We start from the raw sequence: 25,669 nt of genomic DNA on the forward strand, positions 1-25,669 counted from the left end.
CTTACCGAGACATGGCAAAGCGGGACCGAACAGTCGAAAATCCCACCCATGACGACTTGAAGCCTGTCGCCAGACCTCGTAACTTATCGAAAATCGATAAGGTGATGAATTATGGAAGTTTACATCATGGGTCCTGAAGTCGCGCTGGCCGGACTGATTTTCGGCTTTCTGCCCACGCTGATCGCGTTGATCCGCGGCCATCACAATACGTTCGCGATCTTTCTGACCAATCTCCTGCTCGGCTGGACCGGCATTGGCTGGATCGTCGCCCTGATCTGGTCCTTCACTGCCAAACGTCGACGGTATCACGCCAGCTAGCGATCACCGTCCAGGATGCTGGCGACCGAGTGAAAGGGTTTTTTGGGGGTAAAGGCGGGCGTTGTCTCGCCCTCATCCTCGCGCGGATGGCCGACCAGGACGAGCAGCGCCAGGCGCTCCCCCTCATCATCGGTGGCCACCTCCTCAAGATAGTCCGACGCAGCCGGGCCATGCACCAGCGTGCCCAACCCCATCAGGTGAAGCGCGCTGACCAGAAAACCGGTGGCAATACAGGCGCTCTCACGTGTCATCAGATGTTGGCGCAGCACTTCTTCTGCATCCTTGGGCTCACGATCAAACACCGCAATCATCCAGGGTGCCTCTTCCAGATGGGCACGCGAGCTTGAGCGCCAATAGGGGTTGGTTCCGCTCATCCAGGATTTATGACCGTGTGTATGCAGAAAATCGCGGGTCTCTGCCTCCGCCAGTTCGCGAACCGTGCGGCGAATATCAGGATCTGAAATGGCGACAAACCGCCAGGCTTGCCGATTGGCCGAGCTGGGGGCCGCCACAGCAATTTCCAGCGCTGAACGAATAACCTCTTTGGGTACAGCCTGATCGGAGAAGGCCCGGATCGAGCGCCGGGTGGCCATTTCGCGTTGCAACGACTGCGCAGCGGCTACACGCCCCTCATCCCCCGGACTGGGGATGTCCAAGTTCAGATTTCGTCCGCCGCCCAGGGCATCCAGCTGGCTCACATCACACCTCAACCACCCATCACCATGACGCAGGAATACCCCGGAGAGTTTAACAACGTCTCTACGGGTATAGACGTATGGTGGCTTAAAGCATGTTATCGCTAACCAATTCGACGTGGCGGGTCAGATCCAGCTGGAGATATCGTCCAGCGATTTCTTGATCAGGGCGTGTTCGGGCACCGTGGCGTTCGGCGCCGGATAGCCTGCCACAATCAGCATGAAGGCCTTCTCGTCCGCAGGCCGCTCGCAGACCGTGTTGAGAAAACGCATCGGATTGGGCGTGTGGGTCAATGTCACCAGACCGGCCTGATGCAGCGCCGCCAGCATGAAACCGCAGGCAATGCCGACACTCTCATTGATGTAGTAATTCTTGCGACTTTCCTCGACGGTCACACCGCCGCGCTTTTGCGCGAAAATGGCGATAATGACGGGCGCGTGTTCCAGAAAGGGCTTGCTGGCATCCGTGCCCAGCGGGGCGAGTGCATCGAGCCATTCTTCACCCGCCTTGCCCTCATAAAAGGCGCGTTCCTCGGCTTCGGCGGCCTCGCGCAGGGCCCGGCGCTTGACCGGATCCTGGATGACCGCGAAATGCCAGGGCTGGTGATTGGCGCCGGATGGTGCGGAGCCCGCTGCGTCAATCGCTGCGTGGATCACCGCGTCATCGACGGGGCGATTATCAAAATCGCGCACTGACCGACGGCGTTTCAGATCGGCGGTGAACGCCGTGATGCGCGACAGCATGTCCGGTCCGGGATATTCGACATAGTTTTCAAGCGGCACGCGTTTATCAGTCATAGTGATTCCCCGCCCCTGACCGGGCGTTACCTCCAGGATCAAACAGAACGATCAGTTCCAGTCGAGGACGACCTTGCCGGATTTACCCGAACGCATGGCGTCAAAGCCTTTCTGAAACTCATCGGCCGGATACCGATGTGTGATGATGCGCGAGACGTCCAGTCCGCTCTCCAGCATGGCGATCATCTTGTACCAGGTCTCGAACATCTCCCGGCCATAAATCCCGTCCAGCCGAATGGCTTTGAGGACAAGCTTGCCGAAATCCACAGGCACGGGTTTGGCCGGCAGGCCGAGCATGGCGATCTTGCCGCCCATGATCATCTTGTCGAGCATGGTGTCGAAGGCCTGCGGAGCGCCGGACATTTCCAGTCCCACATCAAACCCTTCACTCATATTGAGCTCGGCCATCACGTCCGACAGATCCTCTTTTGAAACGTCCACGGTGCGGATATTCGGCGCGACCTGGCTGGCGAGGTGGAGACGGTGGGTGTTGATATCGGTCAACACGACATGACGTGCGCCGACATGGCGGGCAATAGCGGCGGCCATAATGCCGATCGGACCCGCCCCGGTGATCAGAACATCCTCGCCGATCAGATCATATTTGAGCGCCGTGTGGACGGCATTGCCCAGCGGGTCGAGGATCGAGCCCATCTCGTCAGGGATCGCATCGGGCAAAGGCACGACATTGAACGCCGGCAGGCAGAGATATTCCGCAAACGCCCCCGGCGCATTCACGCCGATCCCCTTGGTTTCCGGATCCAGATGGAAACGGCCGGCCCGCACCGCACGGCTGGCATCGCCGACCACATGTCCCTCACCCGACACGCGCTGCCCCACCTTGACCCGCGTGACATTGGCGCCCAGATCCACGATCTCACCGGCATATTCATGTCCGACAACCATGGGCACCGGGACATTTTTCGCGGCCCAGTCGTCCCAGTTATAGATATGGATATCCGTCCCGCAGATCGCGGTCTTGCGGATCTTGATCAGGACATCATCCGGTCCGATCTGCGGCTCAGGCACATTGTCCAACCACAGACCTTCTTCCGCTTTGGCTTTAACCAGGGCTTTCATGGCGCTCCCCGCACATAATCTCGACTATTTTTGTGCAAGATAGCGGATTGCGGCGACAGGAAAAGCCAACATGAACGGAATCATCAGCACGCTCATCACTTCTGCCGCGAGGCCACTGGAATCGGTGACCCAGACGATCACAATGGACAGCACACCCGGCCAGACCATCAAGGCCTCGATCCGGTGCCGATCCAGCCAAAATACCAGGCCGGACAACCAACCATACACCGCGATGGCTGCCCATTTGATCCAGGTATGGGCGTGCAGGGCCCGCAATCGTCGGTCGGACGAGACCTCCCCCGCTTCCGCATCCGCGATCAACAGGTTGAGGACATTATTCTCCATCCAGTCCGCGGGGATGACAAGCACGGCAAATCCCAGAGCCAGCCAGGCCAGACGCTGACCACGCAGCCCCAGGGCCAGCATGAGCGCAATGGCCATGCCGGCATAGGCGAAGGGGAAGAATTGATCCCAATACTGAATGGTCCGCAAATGATCGCGCAGTGCGGCGGCGGCGGCACCGCGGATAAAATCAAGCTCGGCCTGGGTCTGGGCAAATTCGAGTGCCAGTATCGGCGTGGCAAAGCCGGGTTTCATCGGCATATCGCCCAGTGGCGGATTCCCGCCCATGAGCAAGCTCAACACGATCACCGCGAGCGCCAGCGCCAGACTGATCCCGAAACAGATACGCACCATTACCAATCTCCTCCCGGGATCGAGACTTAGTTTAATTCGACCAAACTCAAAGCGAGAATACCAGACTTATCCTCCGGGCGTTGTGATCGCTTACACTTCCCTCACTGAACGCGCGATCGGGTGCACACCACAGCCTGTTCAGGGTGACGCTGTCGATCGGTATACGAGCTTCCTATCCGCCCGGCTTAATCGGCTTCACCGGGTCATGGACTGTCTGCACACCCTGTCTTGAACACACAGATTAATCGCCTGCCGGCAGACAGTCCGTGATGCCCATGATTAATGACCAAAAAAGAACGGCGCTCCGAAGAGCGCCGCTGCCTGAGACCGGTGGGGTCCGAACCGCCAGCCCGGGCGAAAGGGCGTGGGCTTAATCCTGCAGAGGGCGGCTGGCTTCCAGAATGGGCAGGCCGGCCTCGGTGGGAATATAGATCACGTCCTGACCGTTCTCGCCCAGCGACTGGATCCACAGATACCGCAAATATCCTTCCGGTCCGCCCAGCCCTTCAGCCACAATGGCATTGGCTTCGGCCACACCGCGGGCCCGGGCGACTTCGGCGGCGGCATTCAATTCCTCGGCTTCCAGGCGGGCCTGGGCTTCGAGAACAGCGATGCGGCGGTTTTGTTCCGCACGAACCAGTTCAGCCCGTCCGGCGAGCTCCTGCTGCCAGACGCCATAAATCGGCAGACCCCACAGCAGACCCCCCAGAATGGCCAGAACAACACCGATCAGAACAAGAACGCTTCCAAGCTTCATGATAGCCTCCTGACATCAAAGGCCGCACGCGCCCCCCATGAGCGTCGTCAGCCATCCATCAGAAGTCTAGCCAGAGTATGTGACGGTTAAAGCGGGATCCTGTCGGGACGAATCCGGGGCGATCAAACGCGCTTGTTTGAGGTATTGCCGCTCCAGTCTGATCGGCTCGCATCGCTCGCCTCGGGCGCGTCCACCTGGTCTTCCGGCGGAATCTGGTCCTTGCCCAGATCCCCTTCGGCCACGTCCTGCCCCTTCGAGGCCTTCTTGGCCAAAGCCGACAGAACACGCTGTTTCTTTTCTTCTCGGGATTCAAGCATGATGGATTCCTATTCGCTCAACATATGGCCCGGCGGGATGGCGCCATGAACCTTGCGATCATAATACTTCCAATCGAGATAGCCATTCTTGTCCCTGATACCCACGGTGATCAAGTGGCTGGGATTTTGGAACTGTTCTTCCATGGCGTCCTGGAGACGTTGTGTGGCGACCTGTTCCCGGCTCGGTCCAGCCACCCGCAAAATGCGTCGGGCGACATCTGAACGACCGCCAAAAATCTCGTTGAACAGTCGCAACGCCACGGTCTTGTTGGGCAAAAGCTCATAAAGCGACATCAACAGCGCCGCGCCCACATTCAGGGTGAACACTTCGATCTGTCCGCCCTTGACCGGGATGGGCTCATCCACTCGCAGATACCAGCGGAACAGCAAATAGCCCAGATACTCGATATCCGTGTCTCCGACAGGCAATTGGGCATAAGCCCGCAATGCTTCGTCGAAATCGGATTCATCCCCGAAACGCTCGAGATTATTGATGCTGTAGATCAGGTCGTGCGGATAAATGTTTGCACGCAGCACCGATTTCTCCGGCACGTAGTCCATGAGATACCGCACCATGTCGCGGCTCGCCGGAATGCCGCGGATCTGTTCACGCAGAAGCTTGCTGGCATACATGTTTTCATCAGCATCACGCAGCGACCGCAATACACCCTGGATGGCCGTTCGCGCCTTTGCAAATTCCCCATCGAAACTGGCTTTTGCCCTCGCTACCTCGTCTTCTTTTTCTTGTCGCTCTTGGGCGGTTCGCTCACTGAGGTTCTGAGCGTCAAAATAGCTATGGGCACAGTGCCAGCACCGACGCGAGAGCGTCAGCGTGTAGGATAGCTGTCGAGCCAGGTTACTCTGCAGGTTCAAAGCGGGCGTGATGCTCTCTTCCACAAAGCGCATGACATCCACATCGCCCTGCCTGTAGGCCAGCAAGCCGGCGAACAGTGTGATGACAACACCGGCCACCGCTCCGATGGCAGCAATCGGCAATCCGATCTTCACATTGAGAAAATCACCGGCCGCACCCCGGTCCTCAACATTGGCCTGTTCGCCCGCAAGCGTCAGCACCTGGGCATCAATGTGTTGAGAAAAGGCAATCCAGGCCACAGCGGCCAGAAGACCAAAGAAAAGACCGGCAGCGGTCAATCGAAGCAAATTCATAACTACGCACCCCCATACGCTTTGGGCGCATGGGGGCATGTGTTTCGACGGGCGTCAAAAGTTTTGGTTAATATTGTTAACCTTTTCGCCTGCCGTGTGGTGCGAGGGCAACAGACCCCCGCACAACCTTTGACATCAGCCTTTTTGACCGGGCCTATCCTTCGCGGGCGGAGACCGGCGGGAAGAGGCGCGCAAGCGGACCTTCGCTCGGGAAAGGCGCCAGCAGAACCGAGCGGATCGGGTTCCACGCGGCTCCCAGCACCACGACCACGGCGCCGAGCACCAGCAAGGTCACGGCAATCATGGCGCCGGCACCCAGACCGGCGGCGTTGACAAGAACCGCGATCGACAATCCCGCCGTCAAAAGACCGGACACAATCAGGGCGCGGCGATTGATCAACAGCGAGACCAGCGCAAACACACCGATCACGGCCAGTGCGGTCATGGCCAGCGAGGCGGCGCGGTCATCATTTGCGGCCATGGCGGCAAACATGTTGACGGCCTCCGGATTGTCCACATCGAACCCTTTGAAAGACCAGCCCATCTGCGTGACATTCACCACCGCGCTCAGAAGGATAGGCGCCGCAAAGAAATGCAGCCAGAACGCCGTTCCGGCCAGACGGGTTTCGCGGGCCGGGTCACGGGCATCAAAGACGATTCCAGCGATCAACAGTCCCAGACCGGCCAGCACATTCACGGTCGGCAGATACAGCGCAACGGTATAGGGCTCGATCGTGAAGGCGATGGCCACAGCCAGGCCCACAAGACCCACGCCGGACAGGCCACCTGCGAAGGGCAGACGGAATTGGCGGTAATAGAGGAAGGCCGGCAGAAAGGCGGCCAGCGCAGCGATCACCGGGATCAGGCGAATGGACCAGGGCAGTTGCGAGGTCACGGCGGCCACGGCCGGACGTCCAAACTCCATGCCTTCGGCGGCTTCAAAGGCGGCCTCGACAGCCCCCTCTTCCAGCCCCAGGCCCTGCACCAGGATTTGTGTATATCCCCACACCAGCAAGATTGTGCAGGCGAACATGAAGGCGCCCGCCAGAACAATGCCCGGCAAGATCCGGCGCTGCTTGCCGACAAGAAGGGCCGAGAGCAGCCAGACAAGCACTGTGGCTCCGGCGATCAGCCCCATCAGGGCCAGCTGCCAGCTGATCTCACCTTCAGGCAAATTGAGCGTGCCCATCACCTGGCCGATACCCAGGCTGATGCCGCCCAGCAGGATCAAAACCCCGATCGTGGTGAAGATGTCGTGGAAATTGTTGAGAAAAGGCAGCATCTCGTCCGATGGACGCGCGCTGGATGATGGTGCGATATCAGTGTCGGTCATGCCGGTCCCCCGCTTGCAAACCTGTATGGGCCATCCATACGAAGAAGGTGTACGAAGCTGTTGATGCCCCCAAGCGATCAAACAGATGCATATTCTCCCAGGACGGGAGAATTTTCGAGACCCAAAACGGCGATCACGCGGAGAAATTGGGGGGAATGTGGGGCGGTCTGTCCCGCCCCTAAGTCCGTGTGGGGTCAGATGACCCCCAGCTCCTTGCCCACCTTGGTGAAGGCGGCCACGGCGCGGTCAATCATCTCCGGCGTATGCGCTGCTGACATCTGCGTGCGGATGCGGGCCTGACCCTTGGGCACAACCGGATAGAAGAAGCCGATCACATAAACCCCCTCATCCATCAGCTTGGACGCCATTTGCTGCGACAGAGCCGCATCACCCAGCATGACCGGAATGATCGGGTGCTCACCCGGCAGAAGATCAAATCCGGCCTCGCTCATCCCCGTTCGGAAGCGCGCCGCATTGTCGAACAGGCGGGCCCGCAGATCATCGCCGGCCTCGACCATGTCAAGCGCCTTGAGGGAGGCGCCAACAATCGACGGAGCCAGGGAATTGGAGAACAGATAGGGCCGCGAACGCTGGCGCAGCATGTCGATGACTTCTTTGCGCGCCGCGGTGAAACCGCCCATGGCACCGCCCAGCGCCTTGCCCAGCGTTCCGGTGATGATGTCGATCTTGCCCAGCACGCCGCAATGCTCCGCCGTACCGCGCCCCTTGGCGCCCATGAAGCCGTGGGCATGGCAATCATCGACCATGGTCAGTGCGTCATATTTTTCGGCCAGAGCGACAATCTCGGGCAGTTTGGCGATATAACCATCCATGGAGAACACGCCATCGGTGACGATCAGAATGTGCCGACAGCCATCAGCCCGGGCCTGTTTGAGCTGATCTTCCAGGGCATTCATGTCCGAATTGGCATAGCGATAGCGTTTGGCCTTGCACAGGCGCACACCATCGATGATGGATGCATGGTTCAGGGCATCGGAGATAATCGCATCTTCCGGACCCAGTAACGGCTCAAACACGCCGCCATTCGCGTCGAACGCCGCTGCATAGAGGATGGCGTCCTCCTGTCCGGCAAAGGCCGCAATGCGCGCTTCCAGCTCCTTGTGGATATCCTGGGTGCCGCAGATAAAACGCACGGATGCGACGCCAAAACCGTGCGTGTCGAGCGTGGCCTTGGCCGCCTCCACCAGTTCGGGACGATTGGCCAGGCCCAGATAATTATTGGCGCAGAAATTGATCACATGGCTCTCGCTGCCATCCTGATTCACATCAATTTCGGAGAACTGCTCCGAGGTGATGATGCGCTCGCGCTTGTAGAGACCATCCGCCTCGATCTGCTGCAGTTCTTGGGACAGGAAATCATAAAAGCCAGACGACATAAGGGCCTCCGAGTCAGACGTTTGACCGCCTATCTAGGACGGCTATGCCGCCAAGACCAGCGCTGATGCGCACGCACTTGGCCTTGCCCGTATTGCGCGCAACACCTCCGCCTGCATCCAAATGCAAGGGTCAGCGCATCCAGACTGTGTAGACCGGCGCTCACGGGGACGCCGGCAAAGATTGGGGAAACACCATGCGTTTGTTCACACGTCTTCTGGCCACCAGCCTGTTCCTGTCCACATCGTTACTGGCCGCGCCCGTTCTGGCCGCACCTGCTCAGGCGCAGTCCGACGAGCCTGTTACAGTGATGGTGCTGGGCACCTATCATTTCGGCAATCCGGGGATGGATCTCAACAATATGGAAGCCGATGATGTGCTCAGCGATCGCCGCCAGGCCGAACTGGCCATGCTGAACACGGTGCTGCTGGAGTTTCAGCCCACAGTGATCGCGCTCGAACGCCAGGCGGCACCGCCCTATCGGGACACCTCCTACGAGACGTTCACCCTGGAGCAGCTGGGCGAGGTGCGCGAGGAAGCGGTTCAGATCGGCTATCGCCTGGCCCACAGCGCGGGCGTCGAACGGGTCTATTCAATTGATGAACAACCCGCAGCAGACGAGCCCGACTATTTCCCGTTTGGGGCCGTGGCAGCGCATGCGGAAACCACCGGCCGCATGGCCGACCTCCAGGCGATTGCGGACATGTCCGACATGGTCGCCGCCTTCGAGACCGCCCAGCGCACAGCCTCCATCCCGGAATTGCTCGTCATGAGCAATGATGATGAGGGCATGGACCAGTTTTACTGGGATATCATTGCCTTTGGTGACGGCGAAACCCAGCCCGGAGCGGATCTCGCCGCCGGCTGGTTCCTGCGCAATGCGAAGATCTTCAACAAGCTGCAACAGGTGACACAGCCGGGCGACCGTGTCGTGGTGATCTATGGCTCGGGTCATAATCACTGGCTGCGCGAGCTGGTCGACCGCGCCTCGGGATATGAGCTTGAACCGGTTCTGCCCTATCTCCAGGAGGCAAGCGATCGTCTGAACACGGAGGACTAGGGCATCGCGCGGGCGGACCGGGCTGTGCGAGCGAACGGGGTTTGCTGTCTCCAGCGAGGCGTTTTGATCCTTGACAGGACGCGGACGCTCGCGCCATCTCCGCCTCCCGCCCGCACAGCCCTCACCCCGGATCACGCATCATGCTCCAGGCCTTTTCCGCCGTCATTTTCGACATGGACGGCACGCTGATCGACACGGAATGCCTCTATAAACAGGTCATGACGCAGGCTTGTCGCGAGCTCGGATATGAGATGAGCGAGGCCTTGCACCGCAGCCTGATCGGCGTGCCCAATGCCGAAAGCGAGCCGGTGATGCGCGCCGATCTGGGCGAGGACTTTCCCTTCGCCCGCTATAATACAAGGATGCATGATCTGCTCGAACAGGAAATGGCCGAGGCCATTCCCCTCAAACCGGGCGTGTTTGAATTGATCGAGGCGCTCAACGCACGTCAGATCCCGATGGCCGTCGCCACATCCACCTCACGCCCCGACGCTCCCGACCGACTGGCGCGCGCGGGCATCCTCCCGCACCTCAAGGCCCTGGTGACACGCAGTGATGTGACCCATGGCAAACCCCATCCCGAACCCTTCCTCGCGGCTGCCGCCGCACTGGGCATGGATCCGGGCGCCTGCCTGGCGCTGGAAGACAGTTTCACCGGGGTGCGCGCGGCCCATGCGGCAGGCACCCAGACCGTGATGATCCCGGACCTGCTTCAACCCACCGACGATATCCGGGCCCTGTGTCAGGCTGTGATGATCGATCTGCACGCGGTCAGGGAGGCCATTGCGCGGGTGCGCGCCTGACGCCTAGTCCACGCTCGGCAGATCCAGCCCCTGCTTTTTCGCGCACGCCTTCGCGATCTCATATCCCGCATCCGCGTGACGCATCACGCCAGTACCCGGATCATTCCACAGGACACGCCCGACACGCGCGGCAGCCTCATCCGTACCGTCGGCCAACACGACCTGGCCGGAATGCATGGAATAGCCCATGCCCACACCCCCGCCATGGTGGAGCGACACCCAAGTCGCACCGGATGCGGTATTGAGCAATGCATTGAGCAGCGGCCAGTCGGCGACGGCGTCTGAGCCGTCCATCATCGCCTCGGTTTCCCGGTTGGGGCTGGCGACCGAGCCACTGTCCAGATGATCGCGACCGATCACGACCGGCGCAGACAGCTCGCCCTTTTTGACCATCTCGTTGAACGCCAGTCCCAGCCTGTGGCGCTCGCCCAGCCCGACCCAGCAGATGCGCGCTGGCAGGCCCTGGAAGTGAATGCGCTCCCTGGCCATGTCGAGCCAGCGGTGCAGGTGCGGATTATCCGGGATCAGCTCCTTCACCTTTGCATCGGTCTTGTAGATGTCTTCGGGATCACCGGACAGGGCCGCCCAGCGGAACGGACCAATCCCGCGACAAAAGAGCGGGCGGATATAGGCCGGGACAAATCCGGGGAAATCGAACGCGTCGGCAACCCCTTCATCCAGCGCCATCTGGCGGATATTATTACCGTAATCGAGTGTGGGCACGCCCTGTTTCCAGAACTCCAGCATGGCCCGGACCTGGACCGCCATGGAGGCCTTGGCCGCCGCCGCCACCTCATCCGGCGCGCGCTCACGCTTGGCGTCCCACTCCTCGAGTGTCCAGCCCAGCGGCAGATAGCCATTGACCGGATCATGGGCGGACGTCTGATCCGTCACCATGTCAGGATGTTCGCCGCGCCGGACCAGTTCGGGGAAGATCTCGGCCGCATTGCCCAATAACCCCACCGAAATCGCCTGCCCCTTGGCACAGGCGTCCTTAATCATCGCCAGGGCTTCGTCGAGATCTGTGGCTTGCTTGTCCAGATAGCCGGTGCGCAACCGCATCTCGATCCGGCTCGGCTGACATTCCACCGCCAGCATACAGGCTCCGGCCATGGTCGCGGCAAGGGGCTGGGCTCCACCCATCCCCCCCAGACCGCCGGTCAGGATCCATTTTCCGGTGAGGTCGCCGTCATAATGCTGGCGCCCGGCCTCGACAAAGGTCTCATACGTGCCCTGCACAATGCCCTGCGAGCCGATATAGATCCACGATCCGGCCGTCATCTGGCCGTACATCATCAGGCCCTTTTGATCCAGCTCGCGGAAATGCTCCCAGTTCGCCCAGCCCGGCACAAGATTGGAATTGGCAAGCAGGACACGCGGCGCATCTGTGTGGGTGCGAAACACACCGACCGGCTTGCCCGACTGAACCAGCAGGGTCTCGTCTTCCTTGAGCCGTTTCAGCGTCGCCACAATGCGGTCGAAACTCTCCCAGTCCCGCGCCGCACGACCGATACCGCCATAGACAACCAGCTCTTCCGGCTTTTCCGCGACATCCGGATCGAGATTGTTCATCAACATGCGCAGCGGGGCTTCTGCCGCCCAGTTGAGGGCATCGAGTTCCGAACCATGCTTGGCGCGGATGAGACGGGTGTTATCGAGACGGGAGGCGGTCATGACGGGTCTCCGGCATAAAGGCGGGCCGCCGCATCGAGCGCGGCCTTGAGGATGGATTTCAGGACGGGACGCAGGCGGTTGGCCTTGTCGGCGTGAAATGTGTAGGGCGCGCCCTCGGCCATGTAGGCAATTTGGGCGATCTCCATTTGCAGGGCGTGCACATGATGCGCGGGCTGGCCGTAATGGCGGGTAATCCAGCCCCCCTTGAACCGGCCATTGGACACCGTCTCATAGTCGGTGGCGTTCGCCATCGCGGCCTCGGCTGCGGCCTGGATCTCCGGCGCACAGGACTGGCCGGAATGGGTGCCCAGATTGAGATCCGGCAAACGCCCCTCGAACAGGCGCGGCACCACGCTGGCGATGGAATGAGCGTCCCACAGGACAGCATAACCATGCACGGCACGAACATGATCGATGCGGTCCAACAGGGCTTGATGATAGGGCGCGTGATAGGCGCGTCGGCGCGCCTCAATCTCGGCAGCGTCCGGGCCCTCTCCCTCCAAATAGAGGGGTGCGCCATCGAAAAACTCCGTCGGCACAAGACCAGTCGTCGCCTGTCCGGGATAAAGCGATTTACCCGACGGATCCCGATTGAGATCAACGACATATCGCGAATAATTCGCGCGGATCACTGACGCGTTGAGATCATCGAGACACTCGTAAAGCTGCGGAATATGCCAGTCCGTATCCGGCAGCGCCCGGGCCTGGTCGCAAAGGCGTGACTCCAGGTCCGGCGAGAGAGCCAGTCCGGAATGCGGCATCGAGACCACGAGCGGCCCGGTGCCAGCGCTTAGCGTGTAGACATCCATTACGTCACGCCCGGCAGATCGAGATCCGCCACCAGCTCCCCCGACGCGATCAGGGCTGAGGCGGCCTGGATATCATCGGCAAAATAGCGATCATCACCATAGACCGGCACGTCCTGACGCAAACGGGCCTTGGCCGTTTCCAGGGCTGGCGATGTTTTCAGCGGGCTGTGGAAATCCACGCCCTGGGCCCCACACAGGAGTTCCACGGCAATCACATCGCGCAGATTCTGCGTCATCTGCAGCAGGCGATAGGCCCCATGTGTGGCCATGGAGACATGGTCTTCCTGATTGGCACTGGTTGGAATGCTATCGACCGAAGCGGGATAGGCTTTCTGTTTGTTCTCGCTGACCAGCGCAGCCGCCGTGACATGGGCGATCATGAAGCCTGAATTGATACCCGGATTGGGCGTCAGGAAGGCGGGCAGTCCGGACACGGCAGGATCGGTGAGCAGGGCAATCCGCCGTTCGCTGATTGCGCCGATCTCGCAGACAGCCAGCGCGATCTGGTCCGCAGCAAACGCCACCGGTTCGGCGTGGAAATTCCCGCCCGAAATGGCCTCACCCGTATCGGTGAAGACCAGCGGATTATCCGTGACCGCATTGGCTTCAATGTCGAGGGTCGACGCGGCCTGGCGCAACAGGTCGAACACGGCCCCCATCACCTGGGGCTGGCAGCGCAGGCAGTAAGGGTCCTGGATCTTCTCGCAGCCACTATGACTGTCGAGGATGTCCGAGCCGGTCAACAGGCCGCGCAGGCTGGCCGCCACATCGATCTGACCGGCATGGCCGCGCAGATCGTGAATGCGCGGATCAAAGGGCGCGACCGATCCCTTGGCCGCGTCCAGCGACAGCGCACCCGAGAGCACTGCCGAGCGGGCGGCCTGTTCGGCCTCAAACAGGCCCGCTAGCGCCAGGGCCGTGGAACATTGCGTACCATTGAGCAGAGCGAGCCCTTCTTTCGGACCCAGTTCCACGGGGGCCAGACCCGCATTGGCCAGCGCGTCCCGGGCGCTCATGCGCTCACCCGCATGAAACGCCTCGCCCTGCCCGATCAGACCGGCGGACATATGGGCCAGAGGGGCCAGATCCCCGGACGCCCCGACCGAACCGCGTGCCGGGATCACCGGCAGGACATCGGCCCGCAGCATCGCTTCGAGGGCTTTCAGTGTCGTCCAGCGCAGGCCCGACGCGCCGCGTCCCAGGCTGGCGAGTTTGAGCGCCATCATCAATCGCACGACCGGACGCGGCAGGGCCTCGCCGACACCTGCGGCATGGGAGAGTACCAGCCGGGTCTGCAGGACGGCCAGTTCCTCATCGGCGATCCGGGTCTGCGCCAGCTTGCCGAACCCGGTATTGAGGCCATACACCGCTGCACCGGATGCGATGAGGTCCTGAACCGTGCGGGCCGACGCATCGACCCCGGCCCGGCAGGCCTCATCCAGCGCCATAGGCGCGCCGCGATAGATGGACCGCCAGCCTGACAGGGTCATCTGCCCCGGGCGGATCGTGATCACCGTACTCATACCCATTCTCCCGCCATCAAACGGCCATGCAGCGGACGGTGTCCGATCCACTGAACAAGATCCGCTGGACCTTCAATGTCCCAGACGGCCAGATCCGCCTGTTTGCCCACTTCCAGCGTGCCGATCTCATCGTGACGTCCCAGGGCCCGGGCCGCATTGCGTGTGATTCCGGCGAGCGCTTCTTCCACAGTCAGTCCGAACAGGACGCAGGCCATATTGGCGGCCGTCAGTAGGGAGAGCATGGGTGAGGAGCCCGGATTGGCATCGGTCGCCACAGCCATATCCACCCCCAGTTCGCGCATCCACTCAATCGGCGGTGCCTGCGTCTCCCGGGTGGCGTAAAACGCGCCCGGCAAAATAACGCCAACCGTGCCCGATGCGGCCATCGCCTCGATGCTTTCGCGCGAGGCGTATTCGATGTGATCGGCCGACAGCCCCCCAAATTCGGCGACCAGGCGCGCACCGCCCAGATCGGAGAACTGGTCGGCATGCAGTTTGACCGGCAGTCCGGCCGCCTTGGCGGCAATGAAAAGGCGCCGGGTCTCCTCAGGCGAAAAGGCAATGCGCTCGCAATAGGCATCCACGGCGTCGGCCAGCCCCTCCTGGGCCGCTTGCCGCGCCAGGGGAATACAGACCTCGTCGATATAGTCGGCGGACCGGCCCTCATATTCGACGGGAATGGCATGAGCGGCCAACAAGGTTGCACAAATCCGCACATCCGCACTATGCGTGACTGCCCGGATGGCCTTGAGCATGTTCAGCTCGCTGTCACGATCGAGGCCATACCCTGTCTTTATCTCGACGGTCCCGACACCCTCTGCCGTATAGGTCTCCAGGCGACGCAAGGTGTCTGCCGCCAGATGAAGGGCCGGCAAGCGTCGCGTCTCCTTAACCGTTCGGTTTATTCCACCACCGGACTGTGCAATTTGAGTATAGGTTTCACCCTTGAGCCGTCGTTCGAACTCGTCCGACCGGTTCCCGCCGAAAACGAGATGGGTATGGCAGTCAATCAGCGCCGGGGTTATCCAGCGACCATCCAGATGATCGGTCTGAAGGGCGGGACTCGGCAAAGCGTCCGCCGGTCCAATCCACGCGATCCGACCCGCCTCAATAGCGAGAACCGCATCGTCGACCTGTCCGTAAGGCGCTGCGCCCGTCGTCATGCAGGCCAGTCGCGCTCCGGTCAAAACCCGGTCAAATGGCATGGTCTTCCCCTAGGCAAATTTTCTTTTGTCTATACAATTAAGTCCGGACCGCTCCCGTGTCCAGCTGCGAGTTGAACCGATGATGCATTTCCATTTCACAGAAGCGCTCTTGCCCGATGGCTGGGTTCACAATGTGCGGGTGCGTGTGGATGCACGCGGCATGATCGACCGTCTTCACATCGGTGTGGATGCTGCGCCGGGCGATGAAATCGTCGCGATCGGTTTGCCCGGTCTGGGCAATCTCCACTCCCACGCCTTCCAGCGCGGCATGGCGGGGCTGACTGAGTTCAAGACCGCCCAGCGCGATGATTTCTGGACGTGGCGGGAGTGCATGTATGCCTTCGTGGCCGAACTGAACCCGGACGATGTCGAGGCCATCGCGGCACTGGCCTATTGCGAAATGCTGGAGAGCGGTTTCACCAGCGTTGGTGAGTTTCACTATCTCCATCATGATCGCGACGGCACACCCTATGCGGATCGGGCCGAAATGGGTCGCCGCATTGCCACCGCCGCCGACCGGACCGGTATCGCTCTCACCCTGCTGCCCGTCTTTTATCGTCGCGCCGGGTTTGATGAGGCCCCTCTATCCGCGCGTCAGGCGCGCTTCTACCATGACCGCGACGGATATGCGGCGCTGGTTGAAGCCAGTCAGCTGGCCCTGGCCGGACTGGACAATGCGCGGCTGGGCATTGCGCCCCACTCCTTGCGCGCCGTGTCGATCGACGACATCCAGTCCGCCCTGGGCCTGATTACTGACGGGCCGGTCCATATCCATATCGCCGAACAAATCGCTGAAGTGGAGGCCTCCCTCAAGGCGCATGCCCGCCGTCCCGTGGCCTTTCTGTTCGATCATCTGCCCGTGGATGAGCGCTGGTGCCTGGTTCATGCCACGCATATCAACCCCGCCGAGAGCGGACGTATTGCCAGCGCAGATGCCATTATCGGCCTGTGTCCTCAGACTGAGGCCAATCTGGGCGATGGTATTTTCCCTGCTCGGCCCTTCCAGGTGCAAGGCGGCCAGTTTGGTATCGGCACGGACAGTCATATTCGCATCGACCTGTCCGAGGAATTGCGAACGCTGGAATACAGCCAGCGCCTGATCCAGCGCAGCCGGACCTGTCTGACCGAAGAAGATGTCAGCAATGGTCGCTGGCTGTTCCAAAAAGCACTGGCCGGCGGAGCCCAGGCCCTCAACCAGCCTGCACGCGGAATCGATCTGGGCGAACGGGCCGACATTATCGCGCTCGATCCCGACGACCCCATGCTGGCGGGCCGCCGGGCTGACCGCGCGCTCGACACCTGGATCTTCGCGGGCGACAGTCGGCAGGTTAAAACCGTCTGGGTCGGAGGACGCCGCGTGGTCGACAACGGCCGCGCCCTGTGCCGCGATCGCGTCAATGCGAGCTATGCGGACACGGCGCGACGGGTGCTGGAGCGGATGGGCTCATGACGTCCTGGCAATCCCAGCTCAGCCTGACCGGGACGGGTCCCGTGTATGACCAGATCAAGACCGCGCTCCTGGACCTGATCCAGACCGGCACCTGGCCGCCCGGTCATCGTATTCCCGGCGAGGAGGATCTCGCCCGGCATTTCGACACGGCTCGCATGACGGTCAACCGGGCGCTTAAAGAACTGGCAGAAGCCGGCTGGATCGAGCGGCGACGACGTGCCGGCTCGTTTGTCGCCCAGCCCGCAGCGCCCACTGCCCTGCTGGAAATCACCGACATGGCCAAGGCCATTCCCGCACGCGGCCAGGCCTATGCCTATACCTGTCGCATCGCGCAGACGGTGCCCGCCGATGAGCGTCTGGCCCGGGCCTTCAATGCTGCGCCGGGCCATCCCCTCCTGCATATCCAGGCGCTGCACCGCGCCGATGAAGTGGTCGTGGAACTGGAAGAACGCTGGATCAATCTCGCCCTGCTTCCCGCAGCGAACGAGGCCGATTTCCACACCACCCCGCCCGGTGGCTGGCTGCTCAATGCTGCACCCTGGACCGAGGCGGAACACACGATCTCGGCGTTCAATGCCACGCCGGACCAGGCGGGCTTGCTGGAAATGTCCCCCGGTGGGGCCTGTCTGCTGCTCGAACGACGGACATTCCAGGGCGATGACGTGGTAACCTATGCCCGGCTCACCCATCCCGGTGACCGCCATCGCATGACCGAACGTTTCATGCCGGGCTAGTCTTCGACCGCCTGCATCAAAAGACGGATAAATTCTCCGCGTTCACGGGCCTCGATCCAGCGGACCACGGCCACCAGATCATGCTCGGGATCGATGAAGACCATGTTCGCGCCCGCGCCCAGATAGGCAAAACTGCTGTCGGGAGCCGTATCAACCGCGATGGTCGCTCCCGCCAGGCCCGGGCGATTGAGGAAGAAATTCATATAGCCATAGTGCGGTGCGACATCGGTCGGGGTGAGCGAGGCCTCGAACCAGTCATCGGACAGGATTTGCCGCCCGTCCCACGTCCCGCGATGCAGGCCCAGCAAACCCAGCCGCGCCTGGTCATAGGCCGTCAGCATCATGCCGCCGCCCCAATGTCCGCCGCCCGAGACCGACCACATCGTCTCGCCATTAATCTCGACATAGCTGTTGCGATAGCCCTGCCATTGCCAGCGATCACTCGCCCCGATCGGGTCCATGATGCGCCGTCTCAACACGTCCGGCAGTGGCTCCTCCCACACATGCAGGGCAGCGAGTGCCAGCGCATTCACGCGGACATCATTGTATTCCCAGTGTTCGCCCGGTGTCGGCGGACCGGCGACGAGGTCACGGGCCGGATTATCGCGCGCGGGCCGATCGGCCCAGTCCGGCTTGTCCCACAGTGTGCCGGACCAGCCCGAGGTCTGCCGCAACATCTGCTCCCAGGTGATCGGCGTATTGTGTGCGGTGTGAAAGAGCGGATCTTCGACATCGCTGGACACGGGATCAGAGACATCCGCGATCAGCCCGTCATCGACAGCCAGACCCACAACATGGCTGAGAAAAGTCTTGGAGATGGAGAAGGTCATATCGACCCGGTCAACATCGCCCCATTGCGCGATGATATAGCCGTCCTTGAGGATCAGCCCCGCCGGACCGCCCCGGTCGGGCAGATTACCCAGCGGGCTGGAGAACGGTTCAAACGCCCAGCCCAGTGGAACCCAGACCGAGAGCTCGCGAGGATTGACACCCTCCCAGCCCTCACGTGGCGCGGTTTCATGTTCCTGCGCAAACCGAACCACCGCCTCGATCGCGTCGGGGTCCAAACCCAGTTCGGCGGGCGCACGGCGCTGCCAGTTCTCATCGCCCGATGGCGGGAAATAGTCCTGGGCCTGCGCAGACGCGGCGATTACCCAGGCCGCAAGACATCCGGTCAGCACGCGTGTGTGCATCTAGCCCTCCAGGCGTAGACCCAGGCTCACACCCCGCCCCTCACCCGGGAAATAACGATCATTGCCAAAGCCGAAATCGGCGCGTTCGGCATAGCGGGTATCAAACAGGTTACGCACGCTTGCGAACAGGACCAAGCTTTCTGTGAGTGCATACCGGCCACGCAGGCTGAAAATATCGTGACCGTCATACTCATGCGCATTGGCTGCATCGGTGGCGTATTCGCCGACATGGCTCCAGTCGAGCGAGACGGATCCTGCCGGTGTGACCTGCCAGTTCATCCCCGCGGTCCAGAGCCATTCCGGCGCTGTGTCCACGGCATCCCCGTCGGTAATGCTCTCGGTTGCCGATCCGGTCAGGCGGTCGAACGCATAGGTGTGTTCAGCCCATATCCCGGACCAACGTGCGCTGAGCGCCTCACCCAGCGGCAGGTAAACATCAAACTCCACACCGATGTGATTGGTCTGACCATCCGTGACATTGATCCCGTCGGCGTCGCGGAAAAACACGTTCTGTTTTTGCATCACAAACCCGACCAGCTCGACGGACAGGCCATCGACAGACTGATAGCGCCAGCCCAGATCCACACTGTCGATCTCTTCCGGTTCGATCTCTTCGATCTCTTGGGTGGGCTGAAGACGATAGAGTTCAGCCGTTTGCGGAGCGCGGGCGCCGCGCGCCACCCGGCCGAACACGCTGCTTGTCTCAGTGATCTGGTAATGCACGCCAATCTGCCCGGTCAGCGTATCGAACTCATCCTCGCGATCCGGCAGGCGAAGGAAACGCCCCACAGTGTTGGAGGGCAGATTATTGGTGTAGTCATACCGGGTGTTTTCATACCGCAGACCGCCACTCAGCCGCAGCCGGTCCGACAGGTCCTGCTCGCCGCGAGCATATAGCGCCATAACCCGGGCCTCGACATCATAATCATAGTGAGGCCCCTGTACGAAGCTGAACAGCGTCGGTCGCTCCTGGGTCTCGCGCAGAAAACCGTCGGTCCAGTCGGTATCCAGCCCCAGAGCGATGCGCTGTGTCTCACCGTCATAGCGGAGTGCCGAACGCCAGCCCACACTCTCATGCCCGCTTTCCTCCAACGCCTCGGACGGGAGGAAATGCATGAGAAAATCCATCTCATTGCGTCGCCAGAACGGGGTCACTTGCCAGGACCAGGCCTCATTGATCCGGCCATCCACATCCATCGAGGCGCGCAAGGCCCAGGCATCGCGAAAGGCTTCGGGATCATTATTGCGCCGCGACGCGGCCTCGTCTTCATAGGCCCTGTCGCCAAAGATAAAACCGGCGGTTTCCTGGTTCAGCGACACCCCGTCCACACGCGCCAGCCAGGCGATGTCCTCGCCCAGCGTCCCGGCGAACCGCACAAGGCCCGTGACGTGATCCAGCCCGGCCTCATCGCGCCAGCCATCCTCATGGCGTCCCGCCACACCCACAACCAGCGGCAATCCCTGGTCCGAGAAATCCTGCTGGTAGGATCCGCGATAGCGACCAAAGCTTCCGCCTTCCGCTGTCAGTGCGTATCCGCCCTCGCCCGGCCGCGCGGTCTGGACATTGACAAGCCCGTGCAAGGCGTTGGAGCCATATTGCGCCCCACCCGGTCCGCGTACCACTTCGAGCCCCGTTGCAAGATCCGTCGGCGCTTCAAACAGGCCGTTGACATTGGCGAACCCGGCCGCGCGTAGTGGAATTCCGTCCTGAAGATACAGGAAACTGCCCGCTCCCGCACCGCCGGTCAGAACGGGAGAGCGGATCGCCGTAAGATGCTCAGCCCCGGAGCCGCGATGCAGCCCCACGCCCGGAATTTGATTGACCAGTTCGGCCGGGTGATGCGCCCCGGTCTCCGCGATGCGTTCGATATCCAGGACGCTGGCCGGGAGAATGCCGGCCGCCAGATCGTCCGTCAGCCCCCGGCGCTCGACAATAGTGATTGTCTCCACGGGGGTCATTGTCTCCGCGGGCGCGCCCTGTGCTTGAACGCTAGCGCCAAACAAACAGGGAGCGGCAAGAACCGCTCCCGTGGTGACCAGAACCATCTTACGCATCAAAAAGCCTGACTATTTTTCCGCCGCACGCACCGCATGACGTTTGCGCAGCACCTTGATCACATCTTCCATCTCCAGGTCCCGCGATTCCAGCAGCACCATGAGGTGGAAGACTAGATCCGCCGCTTCCTCGGTCAACGCCTCATCACTCTCCGAAACAGCGGCCATGGCGACTTCCACGCCTTCCTCACCCACTTTCTGGGCGGGGCGTTTGGGGGCCTTCTCGAACAACCCCCTCACATAGGAGCCTTTGACATTCTCCTCACGGCGCTGACGGATAATGCGCTTGAGATGACCGAGAAAGCCCAGCCCCGGACCGGGATCATCACCAAAACAGGTCACATGTCCCAGATGGCAGGCCGGTCCCTTGGGCTCGACTTCCGCCAGGATGGTATCGTTGTCGCAATCGACCTGGAGCTTCACCAGTTTGAACGTGTTGCCCGAGGTCGCGCCCTTCTTCCAGATCTCCTGCCGGGACCGGCTGTAGAAGTGGACGATCCCGGTCTCCTGGGTCAGTTTGAAGGATTGCTTGTTCATGTAACCCAGCATCAGGACCTGCAGCGTGGTCGCGTCCTGGATAATCGCCGGGAGCAGGCCCTCGCCCTTGTCCCAGTCCAGCGTCTTGGCTTTGATCATGGTCGGATCTCAATACCTTCATCGGCCAGATAGGCCTTCAATTCACCGATATGGATGAGGGCCTTGTGGAAGACACTCGCCGCCAGAGCGCCATCTACACGGCTTGTTTGAAACACGCGAGCAAAATGCTCCCGGCGCCCTGCCCCGCCCGAGGCAATGAGGGGGACAGAGGCGATTTCGCGCGCGGCCGAGAGCTGGTCGAGGTCATAGCCATCGCGCACTCCGTCCTGGTCCATGCAGTTGAGCACGACCTCTCCGGCCCCGCGATCCACACCTTCCGCGATCCAGTCGAGCGTCGCCCGAGGCACGGTGACCGTCTTGTCCGGATCACCGGTAAACTGGTGCACGCGCCACACGCCCTCAATCTCACGACTATCCACGCCCAGCACCACGCATTGCGTACCAAACTCGGCGGCCAGGCGATCAATCAGGGACGGGTCAGACAGAGCCGGCGAATTGACAGAGACCTTGTCCGCCCCGGCAAACAATCGTGCCCGGGCATCGTCGATCGTCTTGATCCCGCCGGCCACACAGAAGGGAATATCAATCACCTCGGCCACGGCGCTGACCCAGGCCGGCTCGACGGTATCGCCGCGTGCACTGGCCGCGATATCGTAGAAGACGAGTTCGTCTGCCCCCTCTTCGGCATAGCGCCGGGCCAGTTCGACAATGTCACCGACATCTTCGTGATTGCGGAATTTGACACCCTTGACGACCCGCCCGTCGCGCACGTCGAGGCAGGGAATTATACGCCTTGCGAGCATGCCAGCGCCTCCTCGAGGGTGAATTTGCCCTCATACAGGGCCTTGCCGGTGATCGCACCCGCCACGCCCATATCCCGCAGGGCCCGCAAATCTCCCAGGCTCGACACGCCACCGGAGGCCTGCCAGTCCACGCCCGGATAATCCCTGAGCAGGCTGGAATAGAGCGCCAGATTGGGCCCGGCGAGCGCACCATCCCGCCCGATATCGGTGACCAGGGCATGACGCAGGCTGACACTCTCATAGGCGTCAATCGTCTCCTGAAGTGTGGAGAAATGTGTATCCGTCCAGCCCTGCAGCGCGGGCCTGTAGGTCTCCCCCAGCTTACGCACATCCAGAGCCAGGGCGATGTGTTCCGGTCCGTACTGGCGGATCCAGTCGGAGACCTGGCTGGGCTGGGATACGGCCAGCGATCCGATCACCACACGCTCCACGCCAACAGCCAGGAGGTTTTCAATGTCTTCCGAACTGCGCACACCGCCACCGGTCTGGACCCGAAGGCCGGTCTTGCAGATCTCGGCGATCAACTCGGTCTGACGCCGCGCACCGTCGCGGGCGCCCGCAAGGTCAACCACATGCAACCAGGACGTCCCGGCTTCACCAAAGGCCCGCGCCGCTTCGGGAGGGGTCTGGTCATATTCAGTCACCGCATTGAAGGCACCCTGACGCAGGCGCACAACACGGCCGTCGAGAAGGTCAATGGCAGGATAGAGAATCATCAGTTCAGCTCGAGAAAATTTTGAAGAATGGCGGCGCCGGTCTTGCCCGAACGCTCCGGGTGGAATTGGCATCCTGCGACATGACCGTGACGGGCCATGGCAGTAATACCGGTTCCATACGTGGTGATCGCACGCGCGGCATCGCCGGTCGGCACGTAGAAACCATGCACAAAATAGACATGTTCAGGCAGGGATACGCCTTTGAGCAATGGCTCATCGTCGTGAATGGCTTCAATCGTGTTCCACCCCATATGCGGCCAGACACCGTCATCCGGGCGAGGCAATTTATCCACCCGTCCGGGGATCAACCCCAGACAGGCCACATCGCCTTCCGCAGAGCGGTCGAACAGGAGCTGCATGCCCAGACAAATGCCCAGCAAGGGCCGGGTATCGGTTTTCAGAACCTCGTCCCAGCCCGCCCGTCGCAATTGTGCCATGGCCGGGGCGGCGGCCCCTACGCCGGGCAGAACAAGGCGCGGACAATCGGCCAGACCGTCCGGTGTTTGCGACACCACGATATCGGCGTCCAGGCGTTGCAGTGCAAAGCGGACCGAGGCCAAGTTGGCGCATCCGGTATCAATCAGGCCCACGCGGCTCATGCCAGGTGCTCCTTGGTAGAGGGCAGAAGATCGCCTTCGATCCGCACACACTGGCGCAAGGCGCGGCCAAACGTCTTGAAACAGGCTTCGATCATGTGGTGCGCATTCTCGCCATCCACCGTGACATGGATCGAGGCCTTCATCGCTTCAGCGAAGGAACGAAAAGCGTGCGGCGCCATTTCCACCGGGAAGCTCCCGACCCGCTCACCCGGGATCTCACCTTCGAACCGGCAATAGGAACGGCCAGACAGATCGATCCAGACACCGGCCCGGGTCTCATCCATCGGCAATTCAAATCCGAAACGTCCAATACCGCGCCGGTCCTTGAGGGCCTCCATCAGGCATTCCCCGAACGTCAGACAGACATCCTCGACCAGGTGGTGATCATCAATATGCAGGTCTCCGACCGCATCGACCTGAAGCGCAAATCCACCGTGACGGGAGACCTGTTCAAGCATGTGATCAAAGAAGCCGACACCAGTGCGGATACGCGCCGGGCCTTCCTGCTCCAGATTGATGGTCACCGTGATATCCGTCTCCGCCGTCTTGCGACGCTTGGTGGCTGCGCGCGGCCCCGAGCTCCCGGCGTCCGGTGCAGGTCCGGCCTTCTCGCGGCGTTTGGCCATGGCGATACGGTGCGCGTCCAGTCCTTCCATCTCGGCGAGTTTTTCCACCGTGCGGGCCATGGCGCGGGCCCCATCCGGTGTCGCCTTGAGGACGGTGATCGTCTTCTGGAAAGCCTCGACCGTCACCCCGCCATAGGCGCGGGCAGCCCCGCCGGTCGGCAGGGTGTGATTGGGGCCGGCGGCGTAATCGCCCGCCGCTTCCGGTGTCCACTCACCCACAAAGACCGAACCGGCATGACGCACACGATCAAGAGCACGGTCGGTATCCTTGACGTGCAGGATCAGGTGTTCCGGCGCATAGGTGTTGGAGATCGCCATCGACGCATCGAGATCGCTCGACACGATCGCAACGGATTGAGACAGCGCGGCCTGTGCCACATCCTTGCGGGGCAGGCGATCCAGCTGGGCGTCCAGCTCGCGGGAGATCGCGTCCAGCCCGGCCCGGTCCTCGGTCACGAGAACGACTTGCGCCATGGGATCGTGTTCGGCCTGGCTGAGCAGATCCGCAGCCACAAAGCTGGCATCCGCGCTCTCATCGGCCACAACCAGAACCTCGCTCGGCCCGGCGGGGAGATCGGTGGCGGGGCCATCCGCCCGGCGCGACACATAGGATTTGGCCGCAGCCACATAGGCATTGCCCGGACCGAAAATCTTGTCCGCCCGGGGCAGACCGGCTGTGCCGGTCGCCAGCGCCGCGATCGCCTGGGCACCGCCGATGGCGTAGACCTCATCAAGGCCGAGAATATCGGCTGCCGCCAACAGGGTCGGCTCGACCCCGTCCGCACCGCGCGGCGGCGCAACAACGACAATCCGCGGCACACCGGCCAGCTGGGCGGGAATGGCGAGCATGATCAGGGTGGAGACCAGCGGTGCAGATCCGGCCGGCACATACAGCGCCGCCACATCCACAGGGCTCGCCTTGCGCGATGCCGTGACACCGGGCCAGGTTTCCACAGCATAACTGCGATATCCCTGCTCGACATGGAAACGACGCACGGCATCCGCTGCAGCCCGGATCGCCTCGGTCTCATCGTGACCCAGGGCATCGCGGGCCGTCTTGAGGGCGTCGGGCGAGACCCGGAAATCCTGCGGCGCATACCCGTCCAGACGCTGGGCATATTCACGGACTGCCTCGCCTCCACGGGCATAAATGGCATCGACGATATCGCGTGCCGCCGCATCAGCGGTGCGGGTATCATCCGGGCGTTTGAGCGCGCGAACCTGTTCGGCTTCGCTGGCGCTGGCCCAGTCGAGAACTCGTAGCAT

At 61.7% G+C, this 25,669-nt stretch carries 25 protein-coding genes; 5 read left to right on the forward strand and 20 right to left on the reverse strand.

Annotated elements, in window-relative coordinates:
- The first annotated feature begins 111 nt into the window (after nucleotides 1–111).
- Nucleotides 112–318, forward strand: coding sequence for a superinfection immunity protein (locus RMQ97_RS07585; protein ID WP_413660253.1), 207 nt, complete (start codon nucleotides 112–114; stop codon nucleotides 316–318).
- Here the strand turns inward: RMQ97_RS07585 and RMQ97_RS07590 are convergent.
- The 9 genes from RMQ97_RS07590 to kbl all read right to left on the reverse strand — a co-directional run bounded on the left by RMQ97_RS07590 (nucleotide 315) and on the right by kbl (nucleotide 8,558).
- Nucleotides 315–1,016: a nitroreductase family protein gene (locus RMQ97_RS07590; RefSeq protein WP_413660254.1), complete on the reverse strand. Its 702-nt coding sequence runs from the start codon at nucleotides 1,014–1,016 to the stop codon at nucleotides 315–317. The two genes, RMQ97_RS07585 and RMQ97_RS07590, sit on opposite strands and share 4 nt — an antisense overlap.
- 123 nt (nucleotides 1,017–1,139) lie before the next feature.
- Nucleotides 1,140–1,811: a nitroreductase family protein gene (locus RMQ97_RS07595; RefSeq protein ID WP_413660255.1), complete on the reverse strand. Its 672-nt coding sequence runs from the start codon at nucleotides 1,809–1,811 to the stop codon at nucleotides 1,140–1,142.
- A gap of 51 nt (nucleotides 1,812–1,862) precedes the next feature.
- Nucleotides 1,863–2,891, reverse strand: a complete 1,029-nt coding sequence (tdh, locus tag RMQ97_RS07600; RefSeq protein WP_413660256.1) for an L-threonine 3-dehydrogenase — start codon at nucleotides 2,889–2,891, stop codon at nucleotides 1,863–1,865.
- Between the two features lie 24 nt (nucleotides 2,892–2,915).
- Nucleotides 2,916–3,587, reverse strand: a complete 672-nt coding sequence (locus RMQ97_RS07605) for a hypothetical protein (protein ID WP_413660257.1) — start codon at nucleotides 3,585–3,587, stop codon at nucleotides 2,916–2,918.
- Between the two features lie 370 nt (nucleotides 3,588–3,957).
- The gene (locus tag RMQ97_RS07610; RefSeq protein WP_413660258.1) at nucleotides 3,958–4,344 is read right to left on the reverse strand and encodes a membrane protease subunit; all 387 of its coding nucleotides are present in this window, start codon (nucleotides 4,342–4,344) and stop codon (nucleotides 3,958–3,960) included.
- Between the two features lie 122 nt (nucleotides 4,345–4,466).
- Nucleotides 4,467–4,661 carry a hypothetical protein gene (locus RMQ97_RS07615; protein WP_413660259.1) on the reverse strand — a complete coding sequence of 65 codons (195 nt, stop codon included), beginning with the start codon at nucleotides 4,659–4,661 and terminating at the stop codon, nucleotides 4,467–4,469.
- A 9-nt stretch (nucleotides 4,662–4,670) separates the two neighbouring features.
- Nucleotides 4,671–5,828 (reverse strand): hypothetical protein, encoded by a 1,158-nt coding sequence (locus tag RMQ97_RS07620; protein WP_413660260.1) that lies wholly within the window; start codon nucleotides 5,826–5,828, stop codon nucleotides 4,671–4,673.
- Nucleotides 5,829–5,982: 154 nt separating this feature from the next.
- The gene (locus RMQ97_RS07625; protein ID WP_413660261.1) at nucleotides 5,983–7,161 is read right to left on the reverse strand and encodes a hypothetical protein; all 1,179 of its coding nucleotides are present in this window, start codon (nucleotides 7,159–7,161) and stop codon (nucleotides 5,983–5,985) included.
- A gap of 194 nt (nucleotides 7,162–7,355) precedes the next feature.
- Nucleotides 7,356–8,558, reverse strand: coding sequence for a glycine C-acetyltransferase (gene kbl, locus RMQ97_RS07630; RefSeq protein WP_413660262.1), 1,203 nt, complete (start codon nucleotides 8,556–8,558; stop codon nucleotides 7,356–7,358).
- A gap of 194 nt (nucleotides 8,559–8,752) precedes the next feature.
- Between kbl and RMQ97_RS07635 the strand changes: the two genes are divergently transcribed.
- Both RMQ97_RS07635 and RMQ97_RS07640 read left to right on the forward strand, forming a co-directional pair.
- Nucleotides 8,753–9,616: a DUF5694 domain-containing protein gene (locus tag RMQ97_RS07635; RefSeq protein ID WP_413660263.1), complete on the forward strand. Its 864-nt coding sequence runs from the start codon at nucleotides 8,753–8,755 to the stop codon at nucleotides 9,614–9,616.
- Nucleotides 9,617–9,756: 140 nt separating this feature from the next.
- The gene (locus RMQ97_RS07640; protein ID WP_413660264.1) at nucleotides 9,757–10,419 is read left to right on the forward strand and encodes an HAD family hydrolase; all 663 of its coding nucleotides are present in this window, start codon (nucleotides 9,757–9,759) and stop codon (nucleotides 10,417–10,419) included.
- 3 nt (nucleotides 10,420–10,422) lie between these two features.
- Here the strand turns inward: RMQ97_RS07640 and hutU are convergent, their stop codons facing one another.
- From hutU to hutI, 4 genes are read right to left on the reverse strand one after another with little or no spacing between them, the layout of a single operon-like run.
- Entirely contained in the window at nucleotides 10,423–12,093 is a 1,671-nt protein-coding gene (hutU, locus tag RMQ97_RS07645) for a urocanate hydratase (RefSeq protein WP_413660265.1), read from the reverse strand.
- Nucleotides 12,090–12,902, reverse strand: coding sequence for an N-formylglutamate deformylase (hutG, locus tag RMQ97_RS07650; protein WP_413660266.1), 813 nt, complete (start codon nucleotides 12,900–12,902; stop codon nucleotides 12,090–12,092). The genes hutU and hutG overlap by 4 nt, the downstream gene beginning before the upstream one ends.
- The gene (gene hutH / locus RMQ97_RS07655; protein WP_413660267.1) at nucleotides 12,902–14,425 is read right to left on the reverse strand and encodes a histidine ammonia-lyase; all 1,524 of its coding nucleotides are present in this window, start codon (nucleotides 14,423–14,425) and stop codon (nucleotides 12,902–12,904) included. Before hutH ends, hutG begins: the two co-directional genes overlap by 1 nt.
- Nucleotides 14,422–15,630, reverse strand: a complete 1,209-nt coding sequence (gene hutI / locus RMQ97_RS07660) for an imidazolonepropionase (protein WP_413660268.1) — start codon at nucleotides 15,628–15,630, stop codon at nucleotides 14,422–14,424. Before hutI ends, hutH begins: the two co-directional genes overlap by 4 nt.
- A 79-nt stretch (nucleotides 15,631–15,709) precedes the next feature.
- Here hutI and RMQ97_RS07665 point away from each other — a divergent pair, with 79 nt between their 5' ends.
- Both RMQ97_RS07665 and hutC read left to right on the forward strand, forming a co-directional pair.
- Entirely contained in the window at nucleotides 15,710–17,080 is a 1,371-nt protein-coding gene (locus RMQ97_RS07665) for a formimidoylglutamate deiminase (RefSeq protein ID WP_413660269.1), read from the forward strand.
- A complete protein-coding gene (gene hutC, locus RMQ97_RS07670) occupies nucleotides 17,077–17,814 on the forward strand; it encodes a histidine utilization repressor (RefSeq protein WP_413660270.1) in 738 nt (245 codons plus the stop codon). Before RMQ97_RS07665 ends, hutC begins: the two co-directional genes overlap by 4 nt.
- On the opposite strand, the gene RMQ97_RS07675 is transcribed toward hutC, so the two are convergent.
- The 7 genes from RMQ97_RS07675 to hisD all read right to left on the reverse strand — a co-directional run bounded on the left by RMQ97_RS07675 (nucleotide 17,811) and on the right by hisD (nucleotide 25,669).
- On the reverse strand, nucleotides 17,811–19,007 hold the full coding sequence (locus RMQ97_RS07675) for a serine hydrolase domain-containing protein (RefSeq protein ID WP_413660271.1): 1,197 nt from the start codon (nucleotides 19,005–19,007) through the stop codon (nucleotides 17,811–17,813). The genes hutC and RMQ97_RS07675 overlap by 4 nt on opposite strands.
- Entirely contained in the window at nucleotides 19,008–20,957 is a 1,950-nt protein-coding gene (locus RMQ97_RS07680) for a TonB-dependent receptor (RefSeq protein WP_413660272.1), read from the reverse strand. It abuts the gene before it with no gap.
- Between the two features lie 117 nt (nucleotides 20,958–21,074).
- Nucleotides 21,075–21,698 carry a bifunctional phosphoribosyl-AMP cyclohydrolase/phosphoribosyl-ATP diphosphatase HisIE gene (gene hisIE / locus RMQ97_RS07685; protein ID WP_413660273.1) on the reverse strand — a complete coding sequence of 208 codons (624 nt, stop codon included), beginning with the start codon at nucleotides 21,696–21,698 and terminating at the stop codon, nucleotides 21,075–21,077.
- A complete protein-coding gene (gene hisF, locus RMQ97_RS07690) occupies nucleotides 21,695–22,462 on the reverse strand; it encodes an imidazole glycerol phosphate synthase subunit HisF (RefSeq protein ID WP_413660274.1) in 768 nt (255 codons plus the stop codon). The genes hisIE and hisF overlap by 4 nt, the downstream gene beginning before the upstream one ends.
- The gene (gene hisA / locus RMQ97_RS07695; protein WP_413660275.1) at nucleotides 22,444–23,178 is read right to left on the reverse strand and encodes a 1-(5-phosphoribosyl)-5-[(5-phosphoribosylamino)methylideneamino]imidazole-4-carboxamide isomerase; all 735 of its coding nucleotides are present in this window, start codon (nucleotides 23,176–23,178) and stop codon (nucleotides 22,444–22,446) included. Before hisA ends, hisF begins: the two co-directional genes overlap by 19 nt.
- A complete protein-coding gene (gene hisH / locus RMQ97_RS07700; protein ID WP_413660276.1) occupies nucleotides 23,178–23,777 on the reverse strand; it encodes an imidazole glycerol phosphate synthase subunit HisH in 600 nt (199 codons plus the stop codon). The genes hisA and hisH overlap by 1 nt, the downstream gene beginning before the upstream one ends.
- A complete protein-coding gene (gene hisD, locus RMQ97_RS07705; RefSeq protein WP_413660277.1) occupies nucleotides 23,774–25,669 on the reverse strand; it encodes a histidinol dehydrogenase in 1,896 nt (631 codons plus the stop codon). Before hisD ends, hisH begins: the two co-directional genes overlap by 4 nt.

Source organism: Maricaulis sp. D1M11 (assembly GCF_047308265.1).
GTDB lineage: Bacteria > Pseudomonadota > Alphaproteobacteria > Caulobacterales > Maricaulaceae > Maricaulis.